Here is a 16,067-nt window from a genome sequence, read left to right as displayed (position 1 = left end):
GCTCAGAACCGGAAATAAAGGAAGGGGTTATAGGTGCCGCTGGCCAGGCTGCAGGCGCACAGGGCGACACAGGCCATGACCACCGGCAGCTTGGCCCAGCGGCCGGTGCGCAGGGGCGCAACGGCGCCGGCGGGGCGTCCCGTGGGCAGCAGCGCGCAGGCCAGGGCGACGGCGATGGTGACCAGTTCGAGCGAGCCGATCTCGGCCTGCCAGGGGTGGCCCGACGGGTTGGCGGCCATGCCGGCCAGGGCGCCGAAGTAGCTGGAGGCCGAGGCCAGGTCGGGCGCACGGAACCAGACCCAGCCGAGCATCACCAGGGCCAGGGTCCAGGCCTGGGCCAGCGGCCGCGGCAGGCGGTCCAGCCCGCGCCGCAGGCCCATGCGTTCGACGATCAGCCAGGCGCCGTGCCAGACGCCCCACAGCACGAAGGTCCAGGCGGCGCCGTGCCAGAGCCCGCACAGGAAGAACACCAGGCCGAGGTTGAACCAGGTGCGGACGGCGCCGCGGCGGTTGCCGCCGAGAGGGATGTACAGGTAGTCGCGGAACCAGGACGACAGGCTGATATGCCAGCGCTGCCAGAACTCGGTCACCGAGCGCGCCGAATACGGCCGGTCGAAATTGGGCGGAAAACTGAAACCCAGCATGTGGCCGAGTCCGATGGCCATGTTGGAATAGCCGCAGAAGTCGTAGTAGATCTGCAGGGTGTAGCACAGCATCCCGAACCAGGCCGTGGGCGCCGACAGCCCGGCATGGTCGGCGCCGAACAGGCGGTCGGCCGGCAGCGCCAGGGTGTTGGCGATCAGGACCTTCTGCGCCAGGCCGAGGGCGAACAGCGAGAACCCGGCCAGCAGGCGTTCGTTGGACAGCACGCGCTGGCCCATCTCGCCGGCAACCTGGCGGTAGCGCACGATGGGTCCGGCGATCAGCTGGGGGAACAGCGCCTTGTAGGTGGCGAAGCGGAAGAAACTGGACTGGGCCGCGACGTCGCCGCGGTACACGTCGACCAGGTAGGAAATGCCCTGGAAGGTAAAGAAGGAAATACCGAGCGGCAGCGTGATGTGCGGCACCGGAACGCCGAGCGCGAGCGCGCTGTTGACCGCTTCGGCCAGGAAGCCGGCGTACTTGAACCAGGCCAGCATGGCGAGGTTGGCGGCGACGCCGGCCGCCAGCCAGGCCCTGCCCTTTCCGCTTCCCTGCCTGCCCTCGCGGGCGATGGCCAGGCCCGCGCCGTAGTTGATGGCGGCCGACAGCAGCAGCAGCGGCACGAAGCGCGGCTCGCCCCAGGCATAGAACAGCAGGCTCCCCAGCAGCAGGACGGCGTTTTTCCACGGCAGCAGGTAGTACAGGGCCAGGAAGACGGGCAGGAAAAAGAACAGGAAAACGATCGAGGAAAATAGCATCTGGGATAGGCGCGAACGACAGCACCTCGCCATCGGATCCGGTGATTGTAGGAATATTATTAACTCAACGCAAGGTTGGCACAGGAGCGACGCGGCGCCCGCGCCATGTGCAATGGCGGCTTTCCCACGCCGCCATTGCAAATGGCGCGGGCTGTGGTATGTTCCGGGGCATGCAGTCCTCGCCTCCCAAGCCACGTCCTTTCCACATCTTCGGTACCAGGAACCGCCAGACCTCGTTTGTCGCGACAGATTTCCTGCGCGGCAACGATCGCATGGCCAGCCTGCTGCCGGCCGCGAACCGCATGGCGCGCCTGCAGGCCGACTGCGCGGCGGCGCTGCCGGCCCTGTTCGGCGCCTGCGACGTGATCTCGTTCCAGGAGTCGGTGCTGGTGCTGGCCGTGCCCAGTTCGGCGCTGGCGGCCAGGCTCAAGCAGATGCTGCCCAAGCTGCAAACGGCGCTGCAGGGACGCGGATGGGGGGTGGAATCGATCCGGCTGAAGGTGCAGATGGCGCGCGCGGCCGACGAAAAGCCCCAGATGCGCACGCTGGAGCTGCCGCCGACGGCGGTGCAGGCCTTCGAGGAGCTGGCGGAGAGCTTGCCGGAGACGACGCAGAACAAGGAGCTGGTGGCGGCCTTGCGGGCGCTGGCGGCCAAGCGGAAGGCTTAGTGGCTTAATTACGTGAACTTGGATCCCGGCGAAGGCCAGGATCCAAATTTCGATGAACAGCCGCAGAGCCTCAGCTCTGCGCCCACTCCCTCGACATCATCTTCACATACGACGCCGGCGCCGCATTCAGCGAATCGAATGTAACGATCTCGTAGGCATCCGGCTGCGCCAGCAGCGCCCGCAGCAGGTCGTTGTTGAGCGCGTGCCCGGACTTGTGGGCCGTGTAGCTGGCCAGCAGCGGGTGCCCCACCAGGTACAGGTCGCCGATCGCATCGAGGATCTTGTGGCGCACGAATTCGTCCTCGTAGCGCAGGCCGTCCGCATTCAGGATGCGGTATTCGTCCATCACGATCGCGTTCTCGAGCGAGCCGCCGCGCGCCAGGCCCATGCCGCGCAGGCTTTCCACATCCTGCATGAAGCCGAAGGTGCGGGCGCGCGCCACGTCGCGCACATAGGTGATGTCGCCGAAGTCGACCACCGCGCGCTGCATGGTGCCGTCGACCGCCGGGTGGTTGAATTCGATGAAGAAGTCCAGCTTGTAGCCGTCGTGCGGCGACAGGCGCGCCCATTTCTCGGCGGCGCCCGTGCCCTGGCGCACTTCGACGTCCTTCAGCACGCGGATGAACTTGCGCGGCGCGTCCTGCTCTTCGACGCCGGACTGCTGCAGCAGGTACACGAAGGACGAGGCCGAGCCGTCCATGATCGGGATTTCCTCGGCCGTGACGTCGATGTACAGGTTGTCGATGCCCAGGCCGGCGCAGGCCGACATGATGTGCTCGACGGTCGAGACGCGGGCGTCGTCCTTGATCAGGACCGAGGCCATGCGGGTGTCGCCCACCACGTGGGCGCTGCTCGGGATCTCGACGATGGGGTTGTAGTCCACGCGGCGGAACACGATGCCGGTATCGGCGGCGGCCGGGCGCAGGGTCAGCTCCACCTTGCGGCCGGAATGCAGGCCGACGCCGGTGGTGCGGACGAGTTCTTTGATGGTTCGTTGTTTCAGCATCCGCCGATTATAGCCCGCCTGTTCCGGGCTTGCCGGCGCCGGCTCCTCGGCTGCCCCTTCCCTCAGGGGTGCTCGGATTCGGCGTGGTCTTTTTCGTGGCGAATCAGATACAAACCGCTGCCGATGATGATCGCCGCTCCCAGCAGGGTGTAGCCGTCCGGCAGCGCGCGCCACAGCAGCCAGTCCAGGCCCACGCCCCAGGCCAGGGCCGAGTATTCGAAGGGCGCCACGCTCGAGGCCTCGCCGCGGCTGAAGGCCTCGGTGATGGCCAGCTGGCCGACGAAGCCGGTCAGGGCCAGCGCCGCCAGCAGCGGCAGGTCGGCCATGCTCATGCCCACCCAGCCCGGCGCCGCCAGCGCGCTGGCGCCGATGGCCATCATCAGCATCAGCCAGAACACCATGTGCTCGCTGCGGTCGGTGCGCGCCAGGAATTTCACCGTGATTGCCGACACGGCGTAGCAGGCGGCGGAGCCCAGCACGGCCAGGCCGCCGATGGTAAGGAAACCGGCGCCGCTCGGGCGCAGCACCACCAGCACGCCGCACAGGCCGACGCCGATGGCGATCCAGCGCGCCAGGTTGACGCGCTCCTTGAGGAAGAGCACCGACATCGCCGTGATCAGGGCCGGGGCGATGAAGAAGATCGAATAGGCCTCGGCCAGCGACAGGCGCTGCAGGCCGTAGGCGAAGAAGGCCAGCATCAGGATGCCGAGCAGCGCGCGCAGCAGATGCATCGGCCAGCGGATGCGCAGGATGCCGGCGTAGGCGCCGCGCCAGCCCAGGTAGGCCGCCACCAGCGGCAGCGAGCACAGGGCGCGCAGGGCCGCCACCTGGATCGCCGGATAGCGCGCCGACAGCAGTTTCATCGCCGTGTCCATCAGGGCAAACATGAAGACGGCGAGCAGCATCGCATAGATGCTGGCGAGATTTCCCCGGCTTGTCACAGGCGCTTTTCCATGAACACGCTCAGGGGGTCGGGCCGGTAGTCGCCGAAAGGCTCGCGGCGCACGAAGCCGGCGCGCTCGTACAGGCGGATGGCCGGCGCCTGGTGGATGCCGGTTTCCAGCAGCAAGGCCTGGAGGCCGGACATGCGCGCGAACATGGTCAGGTGCTCGAGCAGCTGGCCGCCGGCGCCCAGGCCGCGCCGCTCCTCGCTCACGAACATGCGCTTGATCTCGCCATAGCCGCCACGATTGACCAGGGCCGCGCAGCCCACGGCCTTGCCGCCGACGTCGCGCGCGACCAGGAACAGCGCGTCCTCGCGCAGCAGCGAATCGACATCCAGCAGGTGGTTCGACTCGGCCGGGTACAGCGCCGCGTGGTAGGCGTCGAGCTGCTCCAGCATGGCCCGCACTTCGGGCTGGTCGGGGGTTTCGGTATTGATGATCATGATGAAAAAACGGCGCCGCGGCGCCGTTTGTCAGGATGGCTCGGCTTAGCCCAGTTGTTCGAGCATCTTTTCGGCGCTCGAGACTTCGAAGCCGGCGTTTTCCACGTTCAGCTGCTTGACCACGCCGTCCTCGACCAGCATCGAGTAGCGCTTGGAGCGGGTGCCCATGCCGTGCTTGGAGAAGTCGGCGTCCAGGCCCAGGGCCTTCGAGTAGGCGGCGTTGCCGTCGGCCATCATGCGCACGGTGCCGGTGGCTTTCTGGTCGCGGCCCCAGGCGCCCATCACGAAGGCGTCGTTGACCGAGATGCACCAGATTTCGTCCACACCCTTGGCCTTCAGGGCCTCGGCGTGCTTGACGTAGCCCGGCACGTGCTGGGCCGAGCAGGTCGGGGTGTAGGCGCCCGGCAGGCCGAAGATCACGATCTTCTTGCCCTTCACCAGGTCAGCCACCTGGAAGGTGTTCGGGCCGAGCGAGCAGCCGGCGGTTTCGGTCTCGATGAATTCGGCCAGGGTGCCTTCCGGCAGGCGGTCGCCGATCTGGATGGTCATGTGTGCTCCTTGAGGTGTTTTGAGAATCTGGCAATTATCGCCGATTGCGGAGGTCCTTGCATCGGACGCCTGAAGTTGGCGTATGGGTCGGCCTGCTGCCCTCACCCGTCGTTCCGGCGAAGGCCGGAACCCAAGTTCGTGCCGCAGCCACAAGCGCTTGACTTAGGGACATGCATGCAAACTTGGATCCCGGCCTTCGCCGGGACGACGTTCAAAAGGAGCGGGCGAAGGGAAGCTCGGCGGCCTGCCCACCACAAAGAAAAAGGGCCAGCTCGCGCTGGCCCTTCCAGTATCCACCGACTAGCGATCAATCAGCCTGCTTGCGCAGGAAGGCCGGAATGTCATAGGTCTCGACGCCATTGCGCTGCATCGCCTGCACCTGCTCCGATGCCTGCTCGCGGCGCCATACGGCCGGCTGCTTCAGACCGCCGACGGCGGTGTCGGCATTGCCCATGGTCAGGCCGCCGGAGACCGCCGACGCGCCGGCCATGGTCGGGGCGTTGTAGGTGCCGGTCTTGAGCATCGGCTGCGGCTGCACCAGCTGGATCTTCTTGTTCTTGCCCAGGCCGGTCGCGACCACGGTCACGCGCAGCTCGTCGCCCATCGCGTCGTCGTAGGCGATGCCTTGTGCGATCGACGCGTCTGGCGCGGCGAAGGCGCGCACGGCGGCCATGACTTCCTTGATTTCCTTACCCTTCAGGCCACGGCTGGCGGTCACGTTGACCAGCACGCCCTTGGCGCCCGACAGGTCGATGCCGTCCAGCAGCGGCGAGGCCACGGCCTGCTCGGCGGCGATGCGCGCGCGGTCCACGCCGGCGGCGGTCGCGGTGCCCATCATGGCCTTGCCCTGCTCGCCCATGATGGTCTTGACGTCGTTGAAGTCGACGTTGATGTGGCCCGGCACGTTGATGATCTCGGCGATACCGGCCACCGCGTTGTTCAGGACGTCGTCGGCGTGCTTCATCCAGTCCAGCATCGACTCGTCTTCGTAGATGTCTTCCAGCTTCTCGTTGAGGATCACGATCAGCGAATCGACGTGCTTGGTCAGCTCTTCCAGGCCCGATTCGGCCACGTCCATGCACTTCTGGCCTTCGTAGGAGAACGGCTTGGAGACCACGGCCACGGTCAGCGCGCCCATCGACTTCGCGACTTCGGCCACGATCGGAGCGGCGCCGGTGCCGGTGCCGCCGCCCATGCCGGCGGCGATGAAGACCATGTGCGCGCCGCGCAGCGCGTCTTCGATGCGCGAACGCGATTGCTCGGCCAGCTGGCGGCCGACTTCGGGACGCATGCCCGCGCCCAGGCCGGTCGGGCCGATCTGGATCACGTTGTGCGCGCTCGAAGCCGCCAGGGCTTGCGCGTCCGTGTTTGCGGCGATGAACTCGACACCGGACACACCTTTATTGATCATGTGCTGAACCGCGTTGCCGCCGGCGCCACCGACGCCCACGACCTTGATCACGGTCCCCAGTGCTGCGTTATCGACCATATCGAACTCCATGATGAACTCCCTAATATTCAAAATGCGGTTCCCGGGACGAGGCGTTCTGCTTGAAATAACGCCTCAGCTCGGTAACTGCGATTGTATTTAAAAATCTTGATCCCGTGACGAATTTACGTCGAATTTTTACGAATTTTTCTACTGCCGTCCCTGCTTCAGAAATTCCCAGCTATCCATTCCTTCATGCGTTGCCACACTGCCTTCACCGAACCATCCTGGCGGGTCACGATGTGGCCGCGCAGGTACTGCTTCTTCGCTTCCAGCAGCAGGCCGAGCACGGTGGCGTAGCGGGGGCTGCGCACCACGTCGGCCAGCTGGCCGCGGTACTCCGGCGTGCCGAGGCGCGCCGGTTTGAGGAAAATGTCTTCGGCCATTTCGATCATGCCCGGCATGATCGAGCTGCCGCCGGTGAGGACGATGCCCGACGAGAGCACGCCTTCGTAACCGGATTCGCGCACTACCTGGTGCACCATCGCAAACAGTTCTTCGACGCGCGGCTCGATCACGGCCGCCAGCGCCTGGCGCGAGAGCGCGCGCGGACCGCGATCGCCCAGCCCTGGCACTTCGAGCGTCTCGCCCGGATCGGCCAGCACCTGCTTGGCCACGCCGTAGCGGATCTTGATGTCCTCGGCCTCGCCGGTCGGAGTGCGCAGCGCCATCGCGATGTCGCTGGTGATCTGGTCGCCGGCGATCGGGATCACCGCCGTGTGGCGGATCGCGCCGTCCGAGAACACGGCGATGTCGGTAGTGCCGCCGCCGATGTCGATCAGGACCACGCCCAGTTCCTTCTCGTCCGAGGTCAGCACCGAGTCGGCCGAGGCCATCGGCTGCAGGATCAGGTCCGAGACTTCCAGGCCGCAGCGGCGCACGCACTTGACGATGTTCTGCACCGCCGACACCGCGCCGGTGACGATGTGGACCCGCACTTCCAGGCGGATGCCGCTCATGCCGATCGGCTCGCGCACGTCTTCCTGGTTGTCGACGATGAATTCCTGCGGCACCGTGTGCAGCAGCTGCTGGTCGGTCGGAATGTTGACCGCCTTGGCGGTCTCGATCACGCGCGCCACGTCGGTGGCGGTGACTTCCTTGTCCTTGATCGCCACCATGCCGCTCGAATTGAAGGAGCGGATATGGCTGCCGGCGATGCCAGCATAGACGTTGCGGATCTTGCAGTCGGCCATCAGCTCCGCCTCTTCCAGGGCGCGCTGGATCGACTCGACGGTGGCCTCGATGTTGACGACCACGCCTTTCTTCAATCCTTTCGACTCGTGCTGACCGAGGCCGATCACCTCGTGGCGTCCGTCGGACATCACTTCGGCCACGACCGCCACCACCTTGGAGGTGCCGATGTCGAGGCCGACGATCAGGTTTTTCGCGTCTTTTGTCATTGCTGTTGCCTGCTAGGTTTGCTTGGTTATCTTGCTTGTTGTGTTCGGTTTTTTCTTCGCCGCCTTGACCGGCTTGCTTGCGTCCGTCGGCACGCTCAGTGCCGCCGAGGACAGCGCCAGGCCGTTCGGGTAGCGCATGTCGATCGTGTCGATGCGCCCTTCCTGCAGCCGGGCGACCAGCTGCGGGTAGACGCCGACCAGGCGCTGCACCCGGCGCTTCAGGGTGTTGCGGTCCTGTTCGCGGCCGAGGGCGACGCTCATGCCGTTGTCCAGCTTGACGGTCCACGCGTAGCGCTCGGACAGCGACAGCGATTGCGGCAGCAGCTTGACCGGCGCGAACAGCGCGCGCAGTTCGGAAAAGCGCGCCAGCACTTCCTTCTCGCTGCCCGCCGGCCCGTCGAAGGCCGGCAGCTCGTGGTCGTCGCCGGCCTCGCCCAGGTTGGCGGTGAAGACGTCGCCCTTGACCGACAGCAGGCGGCCATCCTCGCCCCAGGTGCCGAGCGCCTCGTGCTCTTCCACCTCGACGATCAGCTGGTTCGGCCATTCGCGGCGCACGGTGGCGCGGCGCACCCAGGGCACGGTCTCGAAGGTGGTCCTCACCTGCTCCAGGTCGGCGGTAAAGAAGTTGCCCCGGATCTTGCCGATCACGCCATTGCGCACCGTGAGTTCGTTCACGTGGCGCAGGTCGATCCCGTACATGCTTTCCACCGTCACCGCGCGCAGCGAGAACATGGGCAGCTGCGACAGCCACCACACGATCGAGGCGAGACAGGCGAGCACCGTCAGCGCGGTCAAGGCGCTGGCGCTTGCATTCAGGGACCGGACGTCATGCCACATGCGCGCTTATCCCTTGGCCTGACCCATCTTGAGGCGTGCCGAGCGCAGGATTTCCACGCACAGGTCCTCGTAGCTGATGCCCACCGCGCGCGCCGCCATCGGCACCAGCGAGTGGCCGGTCATGCCGGGCGAGGTGTTCACCTCGAGCAGGAAGGGACGCATGTCGCTCTCGCGCACCAGCACGTCCACCCTGCCCCAGCCTTCGCAGCCGAGCGCGCGGTAGGCGTTCACGGCGTGGCGCTGGATCTCTTCGGTCAGCTCCGCCGGCAGGTTCGCCGGGCAGTGGTACTGGGTGTCGTCGGTGAAGTACTTGTTCTGGTAGTCGTAGTTGCCTTCCGGGGCCACGATCTCGACGATCGGCAGCGCGCGCGCCCCGGCGCCGGTGCCCAGCACGGCCACGGTGAACTCGCGGCCGGTGACGAATTCCTCGGCCAGCACCACTTCGTCGAAGCCTGCGGCCAGCTCGACCGCGGCCTTGAAGTCCTCGGCCTTCTCGACCTTGGTGATGCCGATGGTCGAGCCTTCGAGCGGCGGCTTGACGATCAGCGGCAGGCCGAGGTCCGCCACCACCTTGTCGAGGTCCGCGGTCGCGTCGATGCTCGCATATTTAGGGGTCGGCACGCCGTGCATGATCCAGATCTTCTTGGTGGTGATCTTGTCCATGCCGACGCTCGAGGCCATCACGCCGCTGCCGGTGTAGGGAATGCCGAGCTGCTCGAGCGCGCCCTGCAGGCTGCCGTCCTCGCCGTAGCGGCCGTGCAGCGCGATGAACACGCGGTCGAAGTTCTGGGCGGCCAGCTCCGCCAGGCTCTGGGTGCCCGGGTCGAAGGGGTGGGCGTCGACGCCGCGGCTCTTCAGGGCCTGCAGGACGCCGGTGCCGGACATGATCGAGACGTCGCGCTCGGCGGAGCGTCCGCCGAACAGCACGCCGACCTTGCCCAGGGACGCGGGATCAAAAGTGGTGGTGGTGTTCACGATCTATCAAGCCTTTGCATTGGTCAGTTGGTGGGGCACGCCGCTGATCGAGCCGGCGCCCATGGTGATGACGACGTCGCCGTCGCGCGCCACGTTCATGATGGCCGCGGGCATGTCGGCGATCGCCTCCACGAAAATCGGTTCCAGCTTGCCGCCGGTGCGGAGCGCGCGCGACAGGGCGCGGCCGTCGGCGGCCACGATCGGCGCCTCGCCGGCCGGGTAGACGTCGGCCAGCAGCAGCACGTCCGGGGTCGACAGCACCTTCACGAAATCCTCGAACAGGTCGCGCGTGCGGCTGTAGCGGTGCGGCTGGAAGGCCAGCACCAGGCGGCGGCCCGGGTAGGCGGCGCGCGCGGCGGCCAGGGTCACCTCGGTCTCGACCGGGTGGTGGCCGAAGTCGTCCACCAGGGTGAAGCTGCCGCCCGCGGGCAAGGCCACTTCGCCGTAGCGGGTGAAGCGGCGGCCGACGCCGCGGAATTCCAGCAGGCCCTGGGCGGTGGCGTCGTCGTCGATGCCGATCTCGCGCGCGATCGCGATCGCCGAGCAGGCGTTCAGCACGTTGTGCATGCCCGGCTGGTTCAGCACGAACTTGGTGTCCGGATAGCCTTCCTGGCGCACGGTGAAGTGCATCTGCACGCCTTCGGCGTAGGCGTCCAGGGCGCGCACCTCGGCTTCTTCCGAGAAGCCGTAGGTGGTGACCGGCTTGGTCACCTGGGGCAGGATGTCGCGCACGTGGCGGTCGTCGATGCACAGCATGGCGCGGCCGTAGAACGGCAGGCGGTGGGTGAAGTGCACGAAGGCGGCCTTGAGCTTTTCGAAGTCGTGCTCGTAGGTATCCATGTGGTCGGCGTCGATGTTGGTGATCACCTCGATCATCGGCGACAGGTTCAGGAAGGAGGCGTCCGACTCGTCGGCCTCGGCCACGATGTAGTCGCCCGAGCCCAGTTTGGCGTTGGCGCCGGCGGCGGTCAGGCGGCCGCCGATGACGAAGGTCGGGTCCATGCCGCCCTGGGCCAGCACCGAGGCCACCAGGCTGGTGGTGGTGGTCTTGCCGTGGGTGCCGGCGATGGCGATGCCGCGCTTCAGGCGCATCAGTTCGCCCAGCATGATGGCGCGCGGAACCACCGGCACCTTGCCGGCGCGCGCCGCCACCACTTCGGGATTCGCTTCGTTGACCGCGGTCGAGGTCACGACCACGTCGGCGCCCGCCACGTGCTCGGCCTTGTGGCCGAGGTAGACCTTGGCGCCGAGGTCGGCCAGGCGCTGGCTCGCGGCGTTGCTGTTCAGGTCCGAGCCAGACACCTTGTAGCCGAGGTTGACCAGCACCTCGGCGATGCCGCTCATGCCGCTGCCGCCGATGCCGACGAAGTGAATGTTCTTGATCTTGTGTTGCATCGCGCCCTTACCTTGCCAGATTCTCTAGTTCGCGCGCGATCGCCTCGTTGGCGTCGCGCTTGCCCACGCGTTGCGCCGCCTCGGCCATGGCCAGGCAGCGTTCGCGGCTCGTCGTTTGCAGCAGGCTTGCCAGCCGCTGCGGTTCCAGTTCGCCCTGCGGCAGGTGCAGCGCCGCCTGTTGTCCGTCCATCCAGACCGCGTTGTCGCGCTGGTGGCTGGTGGTGCTGGCGACAAACGGCACCAGCACGCTGGCCACGCCGGCCGCGGTCAGTTCCGACACCGTGATCGCGCCCGCGCGGCAGATCACCAGGTCGGCCCCGGCATAGGCGGCGGCCATGTCGTCGATGAAGTCGACGACATTGGCCTCGACGCCGGCCTGGGCGTAGGCGGCGCGCAGCGCCTCGATATTCTTCTTGCCCGACTGGTGGGTCACGACCGGACGCACGGCCGGGTCGATCAGGCTGAGCGCCGCCGGCACGCTGTCGTTCAGCACCTTGGCGCCCAGGCTGCCGCCCACCACCAGGATGCGCAGCGGGCCGCTGCGGCCCGCGAAGCGCGCTGCAGGCGCAGGCAGGTCCAGGATCGCCTGGCGCACCGGGTTGCCGGTGACCACGGCGCGGTCGGCCGCCTTGCCGAAATCGGCCGGGAAGCCGAACAGCACGCGGTCGGCCATCGGCGCCAGGGTCTTGTTCGACAGCAGCAGCGCGGCGTCGGCGTTGACCAGGGCCAGCGGCACGCCGCGCAGGCGCGCCATCATGCCGCCCGGTACGGTCACGTAGCCGCCCATGCCCAGCACCACGTCGGGCTTGCGCTGGGCCAGGAAGCGGCGGCAGGCCGCGAACGCACCCAGCATCTTGAAGGCGCCCTTGACCGTATGGCCCAGACCCTTGCCGCGCAGGCCGGCGAAATCGATGCTGTCCATGGCGATGCCGGCTTTCGGCACCAGGTCGGTCTCCATGCCGTGGCGCGTTCCCAGCCAGCTCACTTCCCAGCCGCGCGCGCGCATGGTCTGCGCGATCGCGATGCCGGGGAAGATGTGGCCGCCGGTGCCGGCCGCCATGATCATCAGCTTCTTCATACGCGGCCTCCGCGCATCCGGACACGGTTCTCGTAGTCGATCCGCAGCAGGATCGCCAGGCCGACGCAGTTGAACATCACGCCCGAGCCGCCGAAGCTCATCAGCGGCAGGGTCAGGCCCTTGGTCGGCAGCAGACCCAGGTTCACGCCCATGTTGATGAAGGTCTGCACGCCGATCCAGATGCCGATGCCCTTGGCGGCCAGGCCCGCGAAGACCTGGTCGAGGGCGATGGCCTGGCGGCCGATGTCGAAGGCGCGCTTGACGATCCAGTAGAACATGGCGACCACCACCAGCACGCCGGCCAGGCCGAGTTCCTCGCCGATCACGGCCATGATGAAGTCGGTGTGGGCTTCCGGCAGGTAGTGCAGTTTTTCCACGCTCGAGCCCAGGCCCACGCCGAAGAACTCGCCGCGCCCGAAGGCGATCAAAGAGTGGGTCAGCTGGTAGGCCTTGTCGAGGGCGTTGTCTTCCTGCCAGGGGTCGAGGTAGGCGAACATGCGCGCGCGGCGGAACGGCGAGAGCGCGATGATCGCGGTGAAGATCACGACCAGCAGCGCGCCGATGCCGCCGAACCAGACGATGTTGATCCCGCCCAGGAACAGGATGCCCATGGCGATGCAGACGATCACGCCGAAGGCGCCCAGGTCCGGCTCCATCAGCAGCAGGCCGCCGACCAGGCCGATCGCGACCATCATCGGCAGGAAGCCCTTGGTCAGCTTGTGCATGTATTCCTGCTTGCGCACGGTGAAGTCGGCGGCGTAGAGCACGGCCGCGATCTTCATCAGCTCCGAGGGCTGCAGGTTCATGACCTTGAGCGGCAGCCAGCGGCGCGCGCCGTTGACCGTCACGCCGATGCCCGGGATCAGCACGATCATCAGGAGCACCAGGGTGCCGATGAAGAGCATGGGCGCGTACCGCTGCCACACGGCGATCGGCACGCGGAACACCACGGCGGCGGCGGTCATCGAGACCACGATGTACATCATCTGGCGGTACAGGAAGTATTCGTTCCGGTCGGCCAGGTAGGCGAACTTCGGCGAGTCCGGCAGCGCGATCGAGGCCGAGTACACCATCACCAGTCCGAACAGCATGAGCAGCACCGTGACCCACACCAGCGGCTGGTCGTACCCCATCATCTTCGATGGACGGCTGCGCGCCGCGATGCTCGCATCGCTGGCGCTGCCCGAGAACTTGAACGGAATCTGGAACGCCATCAGATTTCCTGCCCCTTCTCGAGTGCGAGCTCGCGCACGGCGTCGACGAAGACTTGCGCGCGGTGCGCGTAGTTGGTGAACATGTCGAGGCTGGCGCAGGCCGGCGACAGCAGCACCGCGTCGCCCGCCTTGGCCAGGCCGGCGGCGCGGCGCACCGCTTCCGGCAGGCCCGGCAGGTCGAACACCGGCACGCCGGTCGGTTCGATGGCGGCGCGCACCGCCGGCGCATCGCGGCCGATCAGCAGCACGGCGCGCACATGGCGTGATGCAGGAAGGGCGAGAGGTTCAAAATCCTGGCCCTTGCCGTCGCCGCCGGCGATCAGCACGATCTGCTGGTCTTCGCCCGCGAAGGCCTTGCCCAGGCCTTCCAGCGCGGCCACGGTGGCGCCCACGTTGGTGCCCTTGCTGTCGTCGTAGTAGTCGACGCCCTCGATGCTGGCGACCAGTTCCACCCGGTGCGGCTCGCCGGCGTACTCGCGCAGGCCGTGCAGCAGCGGCGCCAGCGGCAGCCCGCAGGCGCGGCACAGGGCCAGCGCGGCGAGCGCGTTGGAGGCGTTGTGCAGGCCGCGGATCCGCAGCGCGTCGGCCGGCATCAGGCGGCTCACGGTGGTTTCCACCGGGGGCGGCAGCTCGCCTTTCTTGAGTTTCTTCGCCGGTTCGTCGTCGACGGCGACCGCGTTGGCCAGCCACAGCACGCCGCGCTCGCTGAGCAGGCCGAAGCTGTTCGGTTCAAGCGGTTCGCCGGTGCCGAAGGTGAACACCGGCGCATCGGCGGCGGCCATGCGCATCACGGTGGCGTCGTCGCGGTTCAGCACGCGCACGGTGTCGGGGCCGAAGATGCGCGCCTTGTCGCGTGCATAGGCGTCCATGCTGCCATGCCAGTCCAGGTGGTCCTGGGTCACGTTCAGCACCGTGGCCGCATCGGCCTGCAGGCTGAAGGTGGTGTGCAGCTGGAAGCTGGACAGTTCCAGCACCCAGGCCTGCGGCAGTTCGTGCTTGTCGAGGACTTCGCGCAGCACGTCCAGCGCGGCCGGGCTGATGTTGCCGGCCACGCGGGTGGACAGGCCGGCGCGCCGGCACAGCAGGCCGGTCAGGCTGGTGACGGTGGTCTTGCCGTTGGTGCCGGTGATGGCGATGACTTTCGGGGCGTAGCCGTTTTCCTGGCGCAGGTGGGCCAGGGCCTGGGCGAACAGCTCGATCTCGCCCCATACCGGGATGTGGCGCTCGTGCGCGGCGGGTTGAACGGCGGCCAGTTCGCGGTTCGGAGCCAGGCCCGGGCTGACGGCGACGAAGTCGATGCCGTCGAGCAGGGCCGCGGCGAATTCGCCGCCCACGAATTCGGCGTTCGGCACGGCCTGGCGCAGGGCGAACAGGCGCTGCGGCTCGGTGCGCGTATCGGCGACGCGCACGCGCGCGCCGCAGCGCGCCAGCCACTGCGCCATCGCCAGCCCGGATTCACCCAGGCCCAGTACCAGTGCGGTTTTGCCTTCGTAGTTCATCAGCGCAGTTTCAGAGTCGACAAGCCAACCAGGATGAGCACCATGGTCACGATCCAGAAGCGGACCACGACCTTGGTTTCTTTCCAGCCCTTTTGTTCGAAATGGTGGTGCAGCGGCGCCATCAGGAATACACGGCGGCCGGCGCCATACTTCTTCTTGGTGAACTTGAACCAGCTCACCTGGATGATCACCGACAGGGTCTCGGCCACGAACACGCCGCCCATGATGAACAGCACGATTTCCTGGCGCACGATCACGGCCAGGGTGCCGAGCGCCCCGCCCAGGGCCAGCGCGCCGACGTCGCCCATGAACATCTGGGCCGGATGCGCGTTATACCAGAGGAAGGCCAGGCCCGCCCCCGCCATCGCGCCGCAGAAGATCAGGAGTTCGCCGGCGCCCGGGATGTAGGGAATGAACAGGTATTTCGAATAGGTGACGCTGCCGGTCAGGTAGGCGAACAGGCCCAGGGCCGCGCCGACCATCACGGTCGGCATGATCGCCAGGCCGTCCAGGCCGTCGGTGAAGTTGACCGCGTTGCTGGTGCCGACGATGACGCAATAGGTCAGCGCGATGAAGCCCCACACGCCGAGCGGATAGCTGATCGACTTAAAGAACGGAACGATCAGGTCGGCCTTGGGCGGCAGGTCCATCGAGAAGCCGGATTCGACCCAGGCGTAGAACAGGCGCGCCACTTCCCAGGGGTTGGCCGCCGAGACCGAGAACGCCAGGTAGAAGGCCGAGGACAGGCCGATCAGCGACATCCAGAAGTATTTTTCGCCCGAGCGCATGCCTTCCGGGTCCTTGTAGACCACCTTGCGGTAGTCGTCGACCCAGCCGATGGCGCCGAAGCCCAGGGTCACGACCAGCACCGGCCAGATCAGGCGGTTGGACAGGTCACACCACAGCAGGGTCGAGACGCCGATCGCGATCAGCACCAGCACGCCGCCCATGGTCGGGGTGCCGTGCTTGGTCAGGTGGCTCTGCGGACCATAGGTGCGCACCGCCTGGCCGACCTTCATTTCGGTCAGCTTGCGGATCACGACCGGGCCGCACAGCAGGCCGATGGTGATCGCGGTAATGGTCGCGAACACCGCGCGGAAGGTGATGTAGTTGAATACGCGCAGTGGACCGATGTAGTCCTGGAAGTACTGAGCAAGCCAGAGAAGCATG

Annotated in this window: 15 protein-coding genes; 1 reads left to right on the top strand and 14 read right to left on the bottom strand. The window is 67.0% G+C overall.

The features are described 5' to 3' along the window. Positions 1–2: 2 nt before the first annotated feature. Complete coding sequence (locus KBW98_RS03355; RefSeq protein ID WP_211518678.1) at positions 3–1,400, bottom strand: MBOAT family protein; 1,398 nt, start codon at positions 1,398–1,400, stop codon at positions 3–5. 170 nt (positions 1,401–1,570) lie between these two features. On the opposite strand from KBW98_RS03355, the gene KBW98_RS03350 reads away from it, so the two are divergent. Next, positions 1,571–2,068: a DciA family protein gene (locus KBW98_RS03350; protein WP_229428955.1), complete on the top strand. Its 498-nt coding sequence runs from the start codon at positions 1,571–1,573 to the stop codon at positions 2,066–2,068. Between the two features lie 70 nt (positions 2,069–2,138). Here KBW98_RS03350 and lpxC read toward each other — a convergent pair whose 3' ends face one another. From lpxC to mraY, 13 genes are all read right to left on the bottom strand, one after another. Then, positions 2,139–3,074 carry a UDP-3-O-acyl-N-acetylglucosamine deacetylase gene (lpxC, locus tag KBW98_RS03345; protein ID WP_211518676.1) on the bottom strand — a complete coding sequence of 312 codons (936 nt, stop codon included), beginning with the start codon at positions 3,072–3,074 and terminating at the stop codon, positions 2,139–2,141. Positions 3,075–3,136: 62 nt separating this feature from the next. Further along, a complete protein-coding gene (locus KBW98_RS03340) occupies positions 3,137–3,979 on the bottom strand; it encodes a DMT family transporter (RefSeq protein ID WP_211518675.1) in 843 nt (280 codons plus the stop codon). A gap of 32 nt (positions 3,980–4,011) precedes the next feature. Then, on the bottom strand, positions 4,012–4,461 hold the full coding sequence (locus KBW98_RS03335) for a GNAT family N-acetyltransferase (RefSeq protein WP_211518674.1): 450 nt from the start codon (positions 4,459–4,461) through the stop codon (positions 4,012–4,014). 45 nt (positions 4,462–4,506) lie between these two features. Continuing rightward, positions 4,507–5,010: a peroxiredoxin gene (locus KBW98_RS03330; protein ID WP_211518673.1), complete on the bottom strand. Its 504-nt coding sequence runs from the start codon at positions 5,008–5,010 to the stop codon at positions 4,507–4,509. Positions 5,011–5,317: 307 nt separating this feature from the next. Next, complete coding sequence (gene ftsZ / locus KBW98_RS03325) at positions 5,318–6,511, bottom strand: cell division protein FtsZ (RefSeq protein ID WP_211518672.1); 1,194 nt, start codon at positions 6,509–6,511, stop codon at positions 5,318–5,320. A gap of 155 nt (positions 6,512–6,666) precedes the next feature. Next, positions 6,667–7,899, bottom strand: a complete 1,233-nt coding sequence (gene ftsA, locus KBW98_RS03320) for a cell division protein FtsA (RefSeq protein WP_211518671.1) — start codon at positions 7,897–7,899, stop codon at positions 6,667–6,669. A 12-nt stretch (positions 7,900–7,911) separates the two neighbouring features. Beyond that, complete coding sequence (locus KBW98_RS03315; RefSeq protein WP_211518670.1) at positions 7,912–8,736, bottom strand: cell division protein FtsQ/DivIB; 825 nt, start codon at positions 8,734–8,736, stop codon at positions 7,912–7,914. A 6-nt stretch (positions 8,737–8,742) separates the two neighbouring features. Further along, positions 8,743–9,711 (bottom strand): D-alanine--D-alanine ligase, encoded by a 969-nt coding sequence (locus KBW98_RS03310; protein ID WP_211518669.1) that lies wholly within the window; start codon positions 9,709–9,711, stop codon positions 8,743–8,745. 6 nt (positions 9,712–9,717) lie between these two features. Then, a complete protein-coding gene (gene murC / locus KBW98_RS03305) occupies positions 9,718–11,106 on the bottom strand; it encodes a UDP-N-acetylmuramate--L-alanine ligase (RefSeq protein WP_211518668.1) in 1,389 nt (462 codons plus the stop codon). 7 nt (positions 11,107–11,113) lie between these two features. Further along, positions 11,114–12,184, bottom strand: coding sequence for an undecaprenyldiphospho-muramoylpentapeptide beta-N-acetylglucosaminyltransferase (murG, locus tag KBW98_RS03300; protein ID WP_229428954.1), 1,071 nt, complete (start codon positions 12,182–12,184; stop codon positions 11,114–11,116). After that, a complete protein-coding gene (ftsW, locus tag KBW98_RS03295) occupies positions 12,181–13,398 on the bottom strand; it encodes a putative lipid II flippase FtsW (RefSeq protein WP_211518667.1) in 1,218 nt (405 codons plus the stop codon). The genes murG and ftsW overlap by 4 nt, the downstream gene beginning before the upstream one ends. Beyond that, complete coding sequence (gene murD, locus KBW98_RS03290) at positions 13,398–14,897, bottom strand: UDP-N-acetylmuramoyl-L-alanine--D-glutamate ligase (RefSeq protein ID WP_211518666.1); 1,500 nt, start codon at positions 14,895–14,897, stop codon at positions 13,398–13,400. Before murD ends, ftsW begins: the two co-directional genes overlap by 1 nt. Then, a complete protein-coding gene (mraY, locus tag KBW98_RS03285; protein ID WP_211518665.1) occupies positions 14,897–16,066 on the bottom strand; it encodes a phospho-N-acetylmuramoyl-pentapeptide-transferase in 1,170 nt (389 codons plus the stop codon). Before mraY ends, murD begins: the two co-directional genes overlap by 1 nt. Between the last annotated feature and the right edge of the window lies 1 nt (position 16,067).

It is taken from the genome of Massilia sp. ST3 (assembly GCF_018119405.1).
In the GTDB taxonomy this organism is placed as follows: domain Bacteria; phylum Pseudomonadota; class Gammaproteobacteria; order Burkholderiales; family Burkholderiaceae_D; genus Telluria.
Note: the sequence above shows the minus strand (reverse complement) of the source record. Positions and strands in the feature narration are given on the sequence as shown.